At 57.1% G+C, this 14,451-nt stretch carries 16 protein-coding genes; 10 read left to right on the plus strand and 6 right to left on the minus strand.

Annotated elements, in window-relative coordinates:
• Positions 1 to 120 precede the first annotated feature (120 nt).
• Complete coding sequence (locus PCA10_RS28435; RefSeq protein WP_011077902.1) at positions 121 to 1,122, plus strand: DNA-binding protein; 1,002 nt, start codon at positions 121 to 123, stop codon at positions 1,120 to 1,122.
• 37 nt (positions 1,123 to 1,159) lie between these two features.
• On the opposite strand, the gene PCA10_RS28440 is transcribed toward PCA10_RS28435, so the two are convergent.
• The gene (locus PCA10_RS28440) at positions 1,160 to 1,546 is read right to left on the minus strand and encodes an antitoxin Xre/MbcA/ParS toxin-binding domain-containing protein (RefSeq protein ID WP_016502320.1); all 387 of its coding nucleotides are present in this window, start codon (positions 1,544 to 1,546) and stop codon (positions 1,160 to 1,162) included.
• 152 nt (positions 1,547 to 1,698) lie between these two features.
• On the opposite strand from PCA10_RS28440, the gene tnpA reads away from it, so the two are divergent.
• Genes tnpA through PCA10_RS28460 form a run of 4 tightly spaced genes read left to right on the plus strand, consistent with a single transcriptional unit; the run spans position 1,699 to position 4,507 of the window.
• A complete protein-coding gene (tnpA, locus tag PCA10_RS28445) occupies positions 1,699 to 2,025 on the plus strand; it encodes an IS66-like element accessory protein TnpA (RefSeq protein WP_016502321.1) in 327 nt (108 codons plus the stop codon).
• Positions 2,022 to 2,366 carry an IS66 family insertion sequence element accessory protein TnpB gene (gene tnpB / locus PCA10_RS28450; RefSeq protein ID WP_011077904.1) on the plus strand — a complete coding sequence of 115 codons (345 nt, stop codon included), beginning with the start codon at positions 2,022 to 2,024 and terminating at the stop codon, positions 2,364 to 2,366. The genes tnpA and tnpB overlap by 4 nt, the downstream gene beginning before the upstream one ends.
• A 35-nt stretch (positions 2,367 to 2,401) precedes the next feature.
• Complete coding sequence (locus tag PCA10_RS28455) at positions 2,402 to 3,910, plus strand: IS66-like element ISPre3 family transposase (protein WP_011077905.1); 1,509 nt, start codon at positions 2,402 to 2,404, stop codon at positions 3,908 to 3,910.
• Positions 3,911 to 3,913: 3 nt separating this feature from the next.
• Complete coding sequence (locus PCA10_RS28460; protein WP_011077906.1) at positions 3,914 to 4,507, plus strand: plasmid pRiA4b ORF-3 family protein; 594 nt, start codon at positions 3,914 to 3,916, stop codon at positions 4,505 to 4,507.
• A gap of 575 nt (positions 4,508 to 5,082) precedes the next feature.
• Here PCA10_RS28460 and PCA10_RS28465 read toward each other — a convergent pair.
• On the minus strand, positions 5,083 to 5,436 hold the full coding sequence (locus PCA10_RS28465) for a hypothetical protein (RefSeq protein WP_016502322.1): 354 nt from the start codon (positions 5,434 to 5,436) through the stop codon (positions 5,083 to 5,085).
• A 458-nt stretch (positions 5,437 to 5,894) separates the two neighbouring features.
• Here PCA10_RS28465 and PCA10_RS29320 point away from each other — a divergent pair, with 458 nt between their 5' ends.
• From PCA10_RS29320 to PCA10_RS28490, 5 genes are all read left to right on the plus strand, one after another.
• Positions 5,895 to 6,254 (plus strand): hypothetical protein, encoded by a 360-nt coding sequence (locus PCA10_RS29320; RefSeq protein WP_016502323.1) that lies wholly within the window; start codon positions 5,895 to 5,897, stop codon positions 6,252 to 6,254.
• A 205-nt stretch (positions 6,255 to 6,459) separates the two neighbouring features.
• Positions 6,460 to 7,233 (plus strand): tellurite resistance protein, encoded by a 774-nt coding sequence (locus PCA10_RS28475; protein WP_011600753.1) that lies wholly within the window; start codon positions 6,460 to 6,462, stop codon positions 7,231 to 7,233.
• 10 nt (positions 7,234 to 7,243) lie between these two features.
• Positions 7,244 to 8,362 (plus strand): toxic anion resistance protein, encoded by a 1,119-nt coding sequence (locus PCA10_RS28480; RefSeq protein ID WP_011600754.1) that lies wholly within the window; start codon positions 7,244 to 7,246, stop codon positions 8,360 to 8,362.
• Positions 8,362 to 9,750: a hypothetical protein gene (locus PCA10_RS28485; RefSeq protein WP_011600755.1), complete on the plus strand. Its 1,389-nt coding sequence runs from the start codon at positions 8,362 to 8,364 to the stop codon at positions 9,748 to 9,750. Before PCA10_RS28480 ends, PCA10_RS28485 begins: the two co-directional genes overlap by 1 nt.
• A 104-nt stretch (positions 9,751 to 9,854) precedes the next feature.
• The gene (locus PCA10_RS28490) at positions 9,855 to 10,808 is read left to right on the plus strand and encodes an endonuclease (protein ID WP_170962160.1); all 954 of its coding nucleotides are present in this window, start codon (positions 9,855 to 9,857) and stop codon (positions 10,806 to 10,808) included.
• 178 nt (positions 10,809 to 10,986) lie between these two features.
• On the opposite strand, the gene PCA10_RS28495 is transcribed toward PCA10_RS28490, so the two are convergent.
• From PCA10_RS28495 to PCA10_RS28510, 4 genes are all read right to left on the minus strand, one after another.
• The gene (locus PCA10_RS28495; protein ID WP_011077912.1) at positions 10,987 to 11,277 is read right to left on the minus strand and encodes a hypothetical protein; all 291 of its coding nucleotides are present in this window, start codon (positions 11,275 to 11,277) and stop codon (positions 10,987 to 10,989) included.
• A 175-nt stretch (positions 11,278 to 11,452) separates the two neighbouring features.
• Positions 11,453 to 12,424, minus strand: a complete 972-nt coding sequence (locus PCA10_RS28500; RefSeq protein ID WP_011077913.1) for a DNA replication terminus site-binding protein — start codon at positions 12,422 to 12,424, stop codon at positions 11,453 to 11,455.
• Between the two features lie 196 nt (positions 12,425 to 12,620).
• On the minus strand, positions 12,621 to 12,806 hold the full coding sequence (locus tag PCA10_RS28505; RefSeq protein ID WP_016502325.1) for a hypothetical protein: 186 nt from the start codon (positions 12,804 to 12,806) through the stop codon (positions 12,621 to 12,623).
• A gap of 59 nt (positions 12,807 to 12,865) precedes the next feature.
• Complete coding sequence (locus PCA10_RS28510; RefSeq protein WP_033050535.1) at positions 12,866 to 14,368, minus strand: 3'-5' exonuclease; 1,503 nt, start codon at positions 14,366 to 14,368, stop codon at positions 12,866 to 12,868.
• Positions 14,369 to 14,451 lie beyond the last annotated feature (83 nt).

Here is a 14,451-nt window from a genome sequence, read left to right on the forward strand (position 1 = left end):
TAATTGAATAAGCCTCGGTTATTTTATCTTAATTTACATCTCAAATCCCGCTTTACTTCAGAACAAATTAGTATGTAAATACGTGGTATGTAATCTAATACGAAATCGTAGGAGCAGACCATGGCCCGCGGCGGCATCAATAAGGCGCTGGTTCAGAAAGCCCGCCAGGCCATCCTGGCGCGAGGACAGAACCCCAGCATCGATGCGATACGGGTCGAACTGGGAAACACTGGCTCGAAAACCACCATTCATCGCTACCTGAAAGAACTCGAAGACGCTGACTCCGATCAGAGCGCTGTCGTACTGCCGCTCAGCGAGCAGTTGGCCAACCTGGTGGGCCAGTTGGCGGATCAGCTCAGGGAGGAAGCGAAGGCCGAGGTGGCGCACGAGCGCGAGCAACTGGCTCGGGAACGACTTGATTACCAGAATCAGGTTCAGCAGGCAGAAAGCCGTATCCAGCAGTTAGAAGGTCAGTGCATTGAGCTCACGGAGCAGCTCCAGACTGCCCAGCAAGCGCTACAGCAGGAACGACAGATGCGCCAGCAGGCTGAGGTCGGGAATGCCCGCCTACAGCAAGCCAACCAAGACCAAGAAACGCGCCTGCGGGATCGCGACGAGCAGATCCTCTCGTTGGAAGATAAGCATCAACATGCTCGTGATGCCCTGGAGCATTATCGCCAGGCCAGCAAGGAACAGCGTGAGCAGGAGCAGCGTCGGCACGAGTCGCTGATGCAGCAACTGCAACTGGAACTACGGCAATTGCAGCAGACCCTGATCGTCAAACAGGACGAGTTGACCCAACTGAACCGCGACAATGCGCGCCTGCTCACAGAGGCGCGACAGCTGCAAAAAGAGCAGCATGCGCAGCAACAGCTACTGGCGCAGAAGATCCAGGCCTTGGAAACCGCTCAGCGAACGTTGACCGGAGCTGAACGCGCGAATGAGGCCCTGGAACAGCGCTGCAGCACATTGCAGGAGGAGGTGTCTCGGTTGGGCGAGACCTCCGCGACCCAGACGCAGCAAGCGCAGATCCTGCAGGAGCGCTTGGCCGAAGCCATCACGTACCTGAAACTGCTCGGGCATACGCCGCTCACTACCAGCGGTAATGAAACAGGTACATGACCCAGCGTTTCTAGCGCGAAGCCGCCATCGGCAGGTATCAAACTGGCAGTCCATATTCAATCGCACGAATAGCTTGCCGCACAGCGCGCGTACCAAATTCGGTTACCAGCAGCTCGACCGGCGCCTCATTGGACAGCACCACATTCGGCGTCGTTAGCCAGCGGAGCGTACCTCCTAGATCCCCCTCGTGCAGCTCCAATAGAGCATCGAGGGTCTCAATAAGACGACAGAACACCTCACCAGCCTGTATAGACATTACGGCACTGCCGGGGGACACAGTGATCCACTCCGCGATCTGCGCTGGCGATCGCTCCAACTCGCTTGCCAAATCGGAAACCAACGAAGCCGGCAGTCCCGCCAGCACAGCGACGTGCAGATAGTAGTGGCCTTTCGGCAAACCCAGTTTTTCGTGGAGCATGCCCATATCCGCCTCCAGAATAATTGTAAGCGTCCGCCCTGCACCCACTGCCTGCCCTAGCCTTGAATAGCCACAATGGTGCCCACCATTTTTTAGTGGGCACCATTGTGGATACGCTCCCTTCTACTCCTCGTCGCAGTCGACGCCCCAACTTTTCGGTGGAGTTCAAGCGTCGTGTCGTCGAGGCCACGCTATTGCCCGGCGCATCAGTCGCGTTGATCGCCCGAGAGCATGAGATCAATGCCAATCTCGTCTTCAAATGGCGCCGTCACTATCGGGAGGGGCAACTGGGGTCAGTCGCCCAGCAGGCCACTTTGTTACCGGTCAATCTGAGCAAGGCGCCGACGTCTTCAGCGGAAGAGGCCGTGCGACTGCCGCTGAGTCCGGGCGGTCTGGTCGTGGAGTGCGGTCGGGTCACCTTGCGCATTGAGGGCGTGCCCGACCCGCAAACCTTGCAACTGGTCTTGCAGCAGGTGTTGCGATGATTGCTCCGCCCATCGGGACTCGCATTTGGATCGCTGCCGGGGTCACGGACATGCGGCGGGGGTTCGATGGCCTGGCGGCCCTGGTGCAAACTCAGCTTGAAGCGGATCCATTCTCTGGCCAGATCTTTGTGTTTCGAGGCCGACGGGGTGACCGGATTAAATTGCTGTGGTGGGATGGCGATGGCTTGTGTTTGTTCTGCAAGCGGCTCGAGCAGGGGCGCTTCGTCTGGCCGCAGGCCGCCAGCGGCAGCGTATCCTTGACGACGGCACAACTCGCGATGCTGTTGGAGGGCATCGATTGGCGCCGACCGATACGCACCGCACCGGTACGAACGGTCTGATTTTCAACGCAGGAGAACACCAGTAACATCGCGCCATGACCTGCGCGACTGACTGCCTCCCTGACGACATCCAGGCCTTGAAAGCCTTGGTAACCGCCCAGCGCGGGGAAATCGAGCACCTGAAACTGATGATCGCCAAGCTGCGGCGCACGCAGTTTGGTCGGCGTTCTGAGCAACTCGATGGCATGCTCGACCAACTGCAACTGACGCTCGAGGAGTTGCAGGTCAGCGAGGCCGCACTGGCCTCGCCACCACCAGCCGAATCGCATCCACGTCCCCCTGTACGACGCAAGCCATTGCCCGCGCACTTGCCGCGTGAAATCCACGTCCATCGACCCGATACGCAGTGTCCTGGCTGTGGCGGCGAACTTCGCCATTTGGGTGATGACGTGGCTGAAGTTCTGGAGTACGTGCCGGCACGGTTCAAGGTGGTTCGCCATGTGCGGCCCAAGTTGGCTTGCCGCTGCTGTGACGGGATTGTGCAGGTTCCTGCCCCTAGCCGCCCGATTGCCCGGGGGCTTGCCGGGCCAGGATTGTTGGCCCATGTGCTGGTGTCCAAATACGTGGATCATCTGCCGCTGTATCGGCAGTCCGAAATCTATGCGCGCGAGGGCGTGTCCCTGGAGCGCTCGACCATGGCCGACTGGGTCGGCGAAGCGAGCCGGCTCTTGCAGCCATTGGTCGGCCGGTTGCGGCAGCACGTCATGACCAGCAACAAAGTCCACGCCGACGATACGCCGATCGCCGTGCTCGCCCCCGGCCAGGGTAAAACCAAGACCGGACGCTTGTGGACGTATGTGCGTGACGAGCGCCCCACAGGTAGTAGCACACCTGCGGCGGTCTGGTTTGCCTACTCGCCGGATCGCAAAGGCGAGCACCCCCGAGCCCATCTCAAAGGCTTCGCCGGGACATTACAAGCCGATGGTTATGCCGGTTTCGCTCAACTCTATGCCGCGGGCACGATTCACGAGGCGGCTTGTTGGGCGCATGCCCGGCGCAAGTTTTTCGACCTGCACAAGGCATTGGCCTCACCGATCGCCGCTGAAGCCTTGCAGCGGATTGGTGCGCTATACGCCATTGAGGCGGAAATTCGTGGACAACCGCCCGATCAACGACGCGCAGTGCGGCAGCGGCGAGCCAGCCCGCTGCTAGCGCAATTTCACGCCTGGCTTAACCACACGCTGACGCAACTGCCGTCCAAATCGGCGCTGAGCGGTGCGATCTACTATGCCCTCGCACGTTGGCAGGCGCTGACGCGCTACTGCACGGATGGCCGCATTGAGATCGACAACAACGCCGCCGAACGCGCCCTGCGTACAGTCGCGCTGGGTCGCAAGAATTATCTGTTCGTCGGTTCCGACGCCGGCGGAGAAAGAGCGGCGGCGATCTATAGCCTGGTCGGTTCAGCCAAGCTCAACGCATTGAACCCACAGGCTTATTTGACGCACGTGCTGGAGCGCATCGCCGACTATCCAATCAATCAGCTCGACGATTTGCTGCCCTGGAATATTGCTCTGCCTACCTTAGAACATGAGGCCGCTTGACCCATGCCCAACGTCACCCGTTTGCGCCAGCCGGCCAGCGACCGTCTCCTGCAACTGCACATCGAGCTGACGTGGATAAAACCCGCCATCTGGCGCCGGGTCGCCGTGCCCGAGCGCATCACCCTGAGCAAGCTGCACCAGGTCATTCAGGTGGTGATGGGCTGGAGCGACACCCATCTTCACGAGTTTGAAATCGCTGGCGAAAGCTACGGTATTCCCGATCCCGACTGGGGCCCTTCGGTCGTTTCGGAACAGCGCAAGACACTGACAAAGGTGCTGTATGGGTCGAAGACGTTTCGTTACGTCTATGACTTTGGCGACAACTGGGAGCACCGGATCAAGACCGAGCGGCTGTTGCCGGCCATTGCGTGCCCGCAAGTGCCGTATTGCATCGACGGCGCCAATGCCAGTCCGCCGGAGGATGTTGGCGGCGCACCGGGCTACGCTGATTTTCTGGATGCGCTTGCCGACCCCGAGCATCCCGAATACTTGAACATGCTCGACTGGTACGGCGATACCTTCGATCCCACGGCTTTTGACCGCGACGCCATCAACCAGCGCCTGAAGCGGATTAAGACCCGAGGGTCAAGACGGTAGCGAGCGTACGCTTACGAATAATTGGCCTTTTGATCATGCCATCTAGGCCGCGAGTGTTCGCATGATGGTCTTGAGCCATTCACACCGTTGCTTCGAGACAAACCAAATGAGCACCCTAGCTGAAGGGGCTCAGCAGGGCGAGGCTGCATTAGCCGTGGCGCTTTTACCGGTGCTATCCTTGACGCCTGCCCAAGAGCTTCCTCTCCCGGGTATAGATACCGGTGATGAAACTTGGTTTGAGGCGGTCTCGTTGAGGCCGCCTTTGTCGCTTTTGGGAGAGGCCTCAGTGCTAAGCAGCCCGCAGCTTTGTGTACGCGTCGAAGCGTAAAGCCTCGGCCAAAGCTGTTCGCAGGCCATCTAACTCGGCATTTTCTCCAATTTTATGGACTCGCGCTGGCCACGGATTGGGGGGAATTATCTGCAATTATCTCGGCATAGATAATTGATCAATATTTAGCCGCCACAGGCTAGTTGCGCATCGTTTTTAACGTTCTTCCGCGAGTGCAACCAAGCGGGTGAATCATCCTTTTTCTGGATGGCTGAAGCGGCCTTTACTTGAGCAGCGCTTCTCAAATTTACTCCTTTAGATACAGCAAGTTACAGAACGAATGTCCTAATTTTTGCCTTATCTCGGCATGACCCCAATCATCCTTGCGCACCAAACCGAACTCATCCTGATTGGTGTCAAGATCATCATCAAACATGGTGTTAACCATTCGCTCCCGACGTAGCATGGCCAGCGTTCGGAAAAAGCAGGGCTCGCAGAGGTGAACCTCATAACGCTCACCATCATGCTTGGAACCATAGCCCCAACACGCTTGAAGAACGCCAAACTGCTGGCCATAGCCCTCAATACTTGTGCTTTGGCAACAAGCGTCACAGGTAACGTCTGAAGTCGTTTCCGTTGGCTGCATTGCAACGTGCCGCATGATCCTCACCTCCGAGGAGAGAAAGTTTACAGCTGCCATCGAGCCCACATTCGAGACCGAAAATGGAAGATGTCGCGAAGGCCGCCTCGAACCATCACTGGGGAGAAGGATATCTTGAGATTAATTGGGGGTGGGCGAACATGCGCAAGCATGTGAGAGCAACACAAAGCCTAGAAATCAAACATTTATGGTTTGAATGTCTTAATTTCTCCGTTATCTCGTCATGCTTCCATAAAAATCCCCATCATGGAAAAGGCCTGATAAATCAATCAGGTAGGAGAGATGTGAGTGAATTTTCCCCTTATCTCGGCATGGCCCCCAAAACTCGCAGGTCGCAGCCAGTTGCTTGCGGGTGCTCGCGCGGCAGGGCATTGGTGGAAATGTCTCGTCTTCTCGCATGCTTGGGATTCTTGAAGTCTCCGGTAAAACCGATTTCGAACAAGTCAAAGGAGACAGCTATGCCAGACACCAACGATCCCCAGCAAGACGAGTCGCGATTGATCGACCGCATGATGACCGACCTGCTTTCCACGATGGATCAAGACGACTCAGACATGCGCTCGACGCTGATTGAGAACGGTGACGACATCCGGGCCCTGGCCGAAATCTGCCGGCAGACCGGCGTTTTCGAGCATAGCCACGCAAAGTTCGCCGAATTCAAGCAGCACCTGGAGGATTCAACACCTCCTGAAGAACGGCTCGTCAAATCGTGGGCGTGGCTGCTTGACCGGATTGTCCATTCGCCGACCACTCTGCACATGCGGGGAGCCGTTCGCCTATGCGTGCCACTGGTTGCGCTCTACCTACCCCCTGAATGACTTCAGGTCGAAACTCGCATAGCTAGGGAAATGAGGCGATTATTCGCGCCATTTTGAAGCGACTCGGGGAGGTTTGGGTTATTTCGAGATCGCGATACAAAGACTTCGAGCTGCGCTTTCAGTCGGTAAAAGCGTCTGAAATAACAACCCGCCAAGGAATACGGCAGGTACGATCTCCAACAAATCCAAGGAGAAATTTTCCGCCATGACTCATTCAGTGGTCAACATCGACCACCTCAAACAGCAGGTACTCCCTGAGTTGTTTGCTTTCCCGGCTCGCCTCGGCGAGTACGGGGGCGTAGCGGATAGCTCTGCCAAAATCGATCAACTATCAGATCTCATGGAGAGCGGGTCGGCGGCAGCGCTTGCGGCCAAAATCGCAGAAATCCTCTCGAAAATGGCCGACGCCTCGCCGGAGCAGATTACCCGGAAGCCGACCTGGTTCGAGAAGGTTCTGGGCGGAGCCGTGGAAAAGCAGGTTCGCTATCAAGTCGCCCGGTCAACACTGGAACAGCTACTGGCCGAAGCTGAAGGACACGCCCAAGGTGTACGCGATACGGTCAGTGCCATCAGCAGAATGATCGTTGCCCACGCCGAAGAGGCGGAAGCACTGAAAGTGTTCATCCAGGCCGGGCGCGAATTCCTCGAAGAGAACCCTCTCATCGGGACGGTAGCGGAGGGGGAGATCGAGTTTGATCGGCCGCGAGAGCGGCTGGCGCGAAAGCTCGCCAACTTGGCAACACTTCTGGCCTCACACGAACTGAGCGTTAGCCAGATGAAGCTGAGCCGCGCCCAAGCCCTCGACATGCTCGATCGCTTCCGAGAGACAGTCACCGTACTGGTTCCAGTATGGCGGCAACACACCCTTACCCTGATCACCACCAAACACATGAGCCCGGCGATGGTCGAGGCTGCCAGCAAGGCGCATCAGGCGCTGATGGCCAGCCTGTCTGAAAGCCTGAATGGCGTGAAGCACTGAGGAGCAAAACATGCAGCAGGAAATTACCGTGACAGATCTCGCCACTACCAACACCGAGCTTACCCCAGCTGGGCTTCAGGCTCTCGGTCTCCAGGAACAGGACATCCCCCAGATCAAGGCTGTAGCGGCACTGATCCAGGCAGAAAACCCGCTCTCGGTTTCTCAGTTCGGCAGGGAAGTGGCAGAACACACGTCCTCCTACGCCGACAGCTTGCTCGACCAGGTTCGTAACAGCGACCTGGACGATGCCGGCGCAAAGCTGAGCGAGGTGGTTGCCGTCGCGCAGTCGCTCAATGTCAGCGCGCTTTCCAATCGCCGTTCGCGCATCCCTGTCATCGGCCCGCTGATTGACAAAGTAACCCTGCGCGGCAAGTCCGTCATGGGTCAGTTCGACACCACGCGAGAGCAAATTGAAAAGCTCGTTGCTGAAGTCGACCAAACACAAGCGGGCATTTCTGCTCGGAATACCGGCCTCGAGTCCATGTTCGTTGCGGTACGCGAGGAGCATCGCCTGCTTGGCATCCACATTGCCGCCGGTAAGCAGCGCCTTGCGGAGCTACAGATGCAGGTTTCTCAGCTTCGGGCGAACATCGGGAACGACCCAGCCCGCTTGCAGCAAGTTGCGGATCTGGATGCACTGATCTCCAACCTCGACAAGCGTATTGGCGACCTCACGGCGCTCCAGCAGTCCGCGATGCAGAGCCTCCCGACGATTCGGATGATTCAAGCGAATAACCAGATGCTGGTGGACAAGTTCCACACCATCCGGGAAATCACTGTGCCGGCTTGGAAGCGCCAATTCATGCTGGCTTTGACGCTGAACGAGCAGCGGAACGCCGTCCAGCTGGCCACCAAAATCGACGACACCACCAACGATCTCCTCAAACGCAACGCCGAGCTGCTGCACCGCAACTCCGTAGAGACGGCCAAAGCTAACCAGCGGTTGGTAATCGACGTGGACACCTTGCAGAAGGTCCAGGCCACGCTGATCCAGACCGTCGAAGACGTAATCAAAATCCAGCGTGAGGGCGTAGCTCAACGCAAGGCCGCAGAGAAAGAGATCCAGGGCATGCGTCTCGATCTCCAGAAGCGCCTGGGCAGGACTGATGAAGTGAAGGAGCTTCACTGATGACCGAACCAGTCCAACTTTTCCGGTTGCGGGTCGACGGCCTCGTTTCGAAGGAAAACATTCCCTTAGCGCAGCTATCGAGTCTCTTGAATGACTATGGCGTCGTGGAGGACAGTACCTTGAATAGGCTGATGGCTGGCCAGACCGAGCGCGTTCTCGGTCAAGAGCTGGAACTGTCCAGGCAGACTCCAGAGGTTGACCCGCAGTTGTACACGCTGCTTGTTGATGGAAAAGTCGCCGCGAAGGACGTTCCTGATGCAGAGCTCGACAAGCTCCTCGCTAATTACGGTGCTCGTAGAAAGGAAATATCTCGTGGTCTCGTTGCAGGCAAGACACAGCGTGTGCTCGGTCAGGATCTGAAGCTATTACGGCAGCCGGTTGGGCAAACGGTACATGTCACCGCCAAGCACGAACAAGCCTCAAACGAAGCGAAAGCAGAGCCGACAGCGCAGAAGACACATCGAGCCCAACCCGAACCAGCTTTGCCGGCAAAAGCGCCGACGCCTTTTGACGCGCCCCTCCAGGAACTGATCTCGCGGGCGAAGAAGCTACGCAAAGGCACGCTCATCTACGGTGGTACCGCCCTGGGTTTGGCGGTATTCGGGGGCGTATTTTACGCGCTGGGTATCGCCGCAGAGCCAACAACGGCTATTGACCAGATCCTGGTTCCTGATGCGATCGCCAAGGCCTTCCAAGCATCGGGCCACGAGGGCGGCGGTATTGGCGGGTTGATGGGGGTCGAATCAGCCGTCGACTCGATCCTCAATAGCACAGCTCTCAAAATGATCAGCGCGGTTGCAATGATTGCGGGTGTAGGCCTTGCGGTTATTACCGGACGCTTGTTCAACATCGTTCCCGCCGTCATGGTCGGCATGATGCCGCACATCATGGGAGCGTTTCTGGGGATACTAGATCCGGGCACGGCAAGCACGGCAAGCAAGCCCAGCGAGTTTTATTCCGCGGTTGAGTCTAAGAACCTACCGACGCTTCAGCGTCTGCTCAGCTCCAGAGAGGATCTGGACGAGGTGGCCAGGGCGTATGTGCTAGCCCAAGCATCTGTTGCCGGCGGCAGCTCCTCGAAGTGGGTTGTTCTGACAGCGAAAAATCTGCGAGAGGGAAAAATTAAGGGCGACTTCTCCGTGCCGGCCGGCATTGCCTACGCCATCGAGGCAACTGCGCTTGGCCCAGAAAGCCCGTCTCTTTCTGATCGAGCCGAACAGCATCGCCAGAGTGCCTTGGCCGAGGCAAGCGACTGGAAGCGCAACAGCTTCTGGGCACTTCTCCTGGCAGGGTTGTTTGGTGTCATTGCCACGGGCCATGAATCGATCGCGCAAATTATCTTTCGCAGGGTTCGTCGCATTGGCGAGCTTCTTACCCCGCTGCGGTAGCTACTGCGAGCAGCGCTCAAACCCAAGCCTTGCTTGGGTTTTTTTTCCCCTGAATAGCCTGGAATCACCCTTGTTTTAAGGAAAAGACCGTGAAATCGATCCTCATGATGTTTTTGGCCATGCAGATGGCCACGTCTCACTTCGCTCTTGCCTCCGCACCTACGACCTTCGAGCAGGCCAAGGTTGAGCTACGCCAGAAGGTCTACTACGACCGCAACACCAGCGAAGCCGGCGATCTTTACTGTGGGTGCGACTGGAAGTGGGTAGGGCGATCCGGAGGCCGTGTGGACTTCGCCTCGTGCGGGTACGAAGTCCGCGCTCAGGAGAATCGCGCGCAGCGCATCGAATGGGAGCACGTCTTGCCAGCATACGCCTTCGGCAGCCAGCGGCAGTGTTGGCAGAACGGGGGGCGCAAGAACTGCATCGATACCGATCCGGTATTTCGCAAAATGGAAGCCGACATGCACAACCTTGCGGTGAGTGTTGGCGAGGTCAATGCTGACCGAAGCAATTTTCGCTATGGCGTTTTACCCTCAACACCGATGCAATACGGCGCTTGCCCGACCAGAACAGATTTTCAGCAGCGCGTGACAGAGCCTCGCGACCAGGTGAAGGGCGCGGTAGCCCGAATCTACTTCTACATGCACGACCGTTACGGGCTATCGATGTCCAGAGCACAACAGCAGTTGCTGATGGCCTGGGATCGTCAATACCCGGTGAGCGCGTGGGAACAGGAGCGTGACCGGCGGATCGCCAGAGTAATGGGGCATAGCAACCCATTCGTAACAGGTGAAAGATCCTGGAATCTCGGTATGCGAGTGAAGGGAGCGGGCACAATGGCACAGGCCATTCGGAGCGAACCAGTTCAGCACCAGGTATCTGGTGGATACGCCTCCAGCTCGCTTTCGCCGGTGATTGGCAACCGCAATAGCAATGTTTACCACCTGCCAGTGGGCTGTCCGAGCTATGAAAAAGTCGGAACGCGCAACCGGGTAGAGTTTGCGAGCGCTGCGGACGCCGAAGCTGCGGGTTTCAAACGGGCCGGAAACTGCCGATAAGGGCCGTTCGGAGGGGATATGCGGTTTTGTAGCCTTCAGGGCCAGGTTAACCCTTCCTGAGCCTCCAGGGCGCTGTGCGGTCGTTACAGCCCGTGCTGACGGGAAGCGTGAGGTGAGGGAGCGAGTCTTGCGTGCCTGGCCGGGTGTATCGTGAAGATCTCCCGGCCGGCCTCGATGATCAATCAACGGTCTGATGCTGTTTCGTTTTTGCAGTGTGCTGGGCCGGTACCGGACCAGAATGGGCTGGCGTAGTGGCCAAGGTGTGAGTAATCACCGAGCCGCTTTTGTTCGCCAGGTTCTTTGCCAGAGACTCGCGGACAACTTCCATCGTGAGTATTCGCGAGGTGGCAATCGCAGCTTTGAGGGGCTGGCCAGCTGCAACCAGTACCTCAACCATGTCCAGGGCCGTATTCACGCCGGCTTCAATTCGTTTCTCAACGCCATCAATCATCATCTTCTCGATCTCCATTTCAGGCAGCTGGCGGAATGCAAGCGGCCTCAGCAGAGCGTACGTGGTTCACCAGCTATTTGGGTAGAGCATCAAAGCGCGAGGCTAAAGGACGCATCCTAATTATTAGGCTGCTACCGAATTTAACATAACAAAGATTATAAGAAGTCTAAGCTGTTGTTTATAAAGGGTAAGTCTACTGATCAACGACGCCTTTTACTGACTCTCGGTACGTCGATAGCACCTCAGGTGTCTCTGGCGCGCCGGGCTCCTGAGCAACTGGGTCCGCAGTGGATGAGGCTACGAAAAAGCGCCCCCCAGGGAGTGCCGGCAACCGTTGCTTTACGTCTGGTCGTTTTGCTGATCGCGAGTCTCTATCGAAGTTCTTGAGGCCAACGATCCTTGCAGCGGGTTGCCCATCGAGTACGAAGAATGGAAGGTTGGCATGCAGCATTGCGTCATACCGGCTGCGCTCGGAAAACCACAGCATGGCCCGCGGATGCGGAGCGATGGGCTTTGGCACATCCAGCATATCGGTTTCAGCCATATTCGCAATGCTGCGCAGATCGATCCACTGGGGGCTATTCACCACCGGCTCGCCGGTGGCCATAGATTTTTCATGGGCCTCGGCGAGCAGCACCTCACGGACGTGGCCAACAGTGACACGCTCTTTTCCTGAGGTGTGACCGGCCCAGGTGAATGTGATCTGTCTTGGGGCAGCATCAAAAACCTGGATTGCGCGCTTCAGCTGGTTGAGGGAGAAATTTTTCCCCAGGGCCTGGCGCATGATGTGGGAACGGCGGCTGACGGCAACGTTGCGAAACACTCGCTCAGCCTCGATCGCATCCACCAGCTCGCTCTTGCAGCGGTTCACCGCCCTGCCCTCATCGAGTATCGATCCGGAGAGGATAAAGTACCCCGGCAAACGCAGCACGGTACCTGGAGCCTGGCCGAGATCGCGCTCAAACTCGCGTAACGCCTCTACAGCGGCCTTGATCGCGTCAGTTCCTGTCAGTACCTGGACGTTAATTCGAGATGGCGTCCTCTGTTCAGTGAGGAGCGGGATGCGCCATATCATCCCGCCGACAACCAATGCGGGCCACTTCTCATTGAAAGCCTCAACGGTTTCGACCAAGCGCTCGTAAGCGGAGACAATTGCGTCAGTCATCTAGGATTCCTCATAATACCACCCCTTCACTACGGCTATACCGTATGCCCTCCTCCCCCTCCGCTCCATGTTAACCAGGAGCGACGCCGAGGGTGCGAAAACGATCTCGCGATTGAAGGGGTGGTATTATCGAGTATCCCAAAATCCGCTCATAAAAAAACCCGTTCGAAACGGGCTTTTTTTGCTACGTGTCAGCTCAACGAATTTGGACTGCCTCAAGGGACAACAGATCCTCAATGTGATCCGCTGCATCGGCCCGCAAACGGCTCTCCAACCTTTCTCGATTGATGTGTTCAGTTTCGCTCGGCTCAACGAGCAAGACTACATAGCCTTGATTCCGCAGCTGCTGAAGCAAAGCTGCCTGGTCGCTGGAAATGGGCATGAAAATATCTCCTGTGATCAGTGGGTGATTTTCAAAAGTCGAAGCATGCTCGAGGAGCACTACGCGGCAGCCACCTGTTTCTTCCTGAAAACCATCGGGGTATTTGGCTTGCGGCCGTCACGCCGGTCGACGAATTCTTTCATGATCTCCAACATCGTCGAGTTGACCGCAAGAACTCGCATCGCGCGGGTACACGCGACGTAGAGGAGGTTCATCTCATCAATCCATGGTTCCTTTTCGTTCTCTGGATTGAATGGATCGAAGGTGAAATCCTCAGCCAGTTGCACCGCATCCCACTCCAAGCCCTTCGAACGATGCGCGGTGCTGAGGGTGATGGTGGCTTCAAGCTCATCAGTGACCGCATTGCGCCGCAGCTTGGCAAACAACTCCGGGAGATCCGCACTGTACTGCTCGATGATCTTGATCGAGCGGTTCATCTCAGGGTCTTGGCTTTCATCGGCAATCTGCTTGTAGAGATCGTAATCAGGATATTCCTGGAGGAGTTTTTTTCCCTTCACTCGGTCACGCCACCCCTTCGATAGCGCATGTAGGTCTTCAAGATCCTGGAGGTTGTAACCCTCGATCCCCCCAACCCAGTAGATCTTTGCACCAGTCTCTACATTGGCCAGCGCCGTCTCGATCACTCCAACCACCGTCCGGCAGAGTACGGTGCGATGTTCAAGGTCAGCAGGTAGTGCCTTGGAAACACGAGTCTCGCCGCCAAGCCCAGCCAGTTGGCGGGATTCACCCTTGAACGCGAGAACCATGTTGGCGACGTGCGCAACGGCAGACCCGAACCGAAACGACTGAGTGAGGTAGTGGACTTCCGCTTTGTCGAGCCAGGTTGCATTGAGAGCATCTACGGCCCCCCTGAAGCGGTACAGCATCTGATGGCCATCACCACAAACGACTACGCCCATTCCGTATGCCGCCTGCTGCGCAAGCACACCAGCAATCACTGGATTGATGTCCTGCGCCTCGTCTCCAAGCGCAATATCGTAACGATCCCGCAGATTTGGTTTCGAGAGTGCCCAAAGCTTGAGATAGCCGTCGTGAGTGATATTCGCAGCCTCGTTTTGGATGTCGCACATTTGCAACCAAAGCTGCCTGGCTCCCTCTACGATGCTTCCGGCGGCGCGCTTCATTCGCTCCGTTTTGAGCTTGTTGACGGGGCAGTGACATAGCTCGATGTCGTCATCCGCGCTGGCCAAATAATTGTTCAGCGTCTCTTGCACGCTGCGCACCAATTCCCAGTTCTGTGAGCCGATAATTCTTGCGATGTCGGTCAGGCGCAGGTTGCTCGTGAGCTTGTGTCTGTACTTCGATCCGATCGACGCATAAGCCAAGCCGTGGGCTGTTTTGCACGTCACGTTCGGCGGAAACTTTTGCTTGGCAGCAATCTCGACGCTTTTGTTGTAGCAGAGGTAGAGCAGACGGCATTGAGGCCGAGCCTTGGCATAGCCAACAAGCGTGGTGGTCTTCCCTGTTCCAGCAAAAGCCACCAGCTTGACGATACGGGCCAACGAGTTAATCGCTGGCCCCTGTTCGTGGGTGAAGTTCATCCCTTGGATCTCCGTTCTGATATGCCTCCATGGTTGCATAGCCACGCACAAACCCAAGCGGGGGCTGCTAGCTCTGCCCTCTA

Origin of the sequence: Pseudomonas resinovorans NBRC 106553 (assembly GCF_000412695.1) — a bacterium.
Classification (GTDB): Bacteria; Pseudomonadota; Gammaproteobacteria; order Pseudomonadales; family Pseudomonadaceae; genus Metapseudomonas; species Metapseudomonas resinovorans_A.

What these genes read in the sequence shown, in the direction of transcription:
- PCA10_RS28435 (WP_011077902.1), top strand. Translation starts at nt 121, where the DNA reads ATGGCCCGCGGCGGCATCAATAAGGCGCTGGTTCAGAAAGCCCGCCAG.
- PCA10_RS28440 (WP_016502320.1), bottom strand. Translation starts at nt 1,546, where the DNA reads ATGGGCATGCTCCACGAAAAACTGGGTTTGCCGAAAGGCCACTACTAT.
- PCA10_RS28485 (WP_011600755.1), top strand. Translation starts at nt 8,362, where the DNA reads ATGACCGAACCAGTCCAACTTTTCCGGTTGCGGGTCGACGGCCTCGTT.
- PCA10_RS29320 (WP_016502323.1), top strand. Translation starts at nt 5,895, where the DNA reads ATGCCAGACACCAACGATCCCCAGCAAGACGAGTCGCGATTGATCGAC.
- PCA10_RS28500 (WP_011077913.1), bottom strand. Translation starts at nt 12,424, where the DNA reads ATGACTGACGCAATTGTCTCCGCTTACGAGCGCTTGGTCGAAACCGTT.
- PCA10_RS28480 (WP_011600754.1), top strand. Translation starts at nt 7,244, where the DNA reads ATGCAGCAGGAAATTACCGTGACAGATCTCGCCACTACCAACACCGAG.
- PCA10_RS28460 (WP_011077906.1), top strand. Translation starts at nt 3,914, where the DNA reads ATGCCCAACGTCACCCGTTTGCGCCAGCCGGCCAGCGACCGTCTCCTG.
- PCA10_RS28495 (WP_011077912.1), bottom strand. Translation starts at nt 11,277, where the DNA reads ATGGAGATCGAGAAGATGATGATTGATGGCGTTGAGAAACGAATTGAA.
- PCA10_RS28465 (WP_016502322.1), bottom strand. Translation starts at nt 5,436, where the DNA reads ATGCGGCACGTTGCAATGCAGCCAACGGAAACGACTTCAGACGTTACC.
- PCA10_RS28475 (WP_011600753.1), top strand. Translation starts at nt 6,460, where the DNA reads ATGACTCATTCAGTGGTCAACATCGACCACCTCAAACAGCAGGTACTC.
- tnpB (WP_011077904.1), top strand. Translation starts at nt 2,022, where the DNA reads ATGATTGCTCCGCCCATCGGGACTCGCATTTGGATCGCTGCCGGGGTC.
- PCA10_RS28505 (WP_016502325.1), bottom strand. Translation starts at nt 12,806, where the DNA reads ATGCCCATTTCCAGCGACCAGGCAGCTTTGCTTCAGCAGCTGCGGAAT.
- PCA10_RS28510 (WP_033050535.1), bottom strand. Translation starts at nt 14,368, where the DNA reads ATGAACTTCACCCACGAACAGGGGCCAGCGATTAACTCGTTGGCCCGT.
- PCA10_RS28490 (WP_170962160.1), top strand. Translation starts at nt 9,855, where the DNA reads ATGATGTTTTTGGCCATGCAGATGGCCACGTCTCACTTCGCTCTTGCC.
- PCA10_RS28455 (WP_011077905.1), top strand. Translation starts at nt 2,402, where the DNA reads ATGACCTGCGCGACTGACTGCCTCCCTGACGACATCCAGGCCTTGAAA.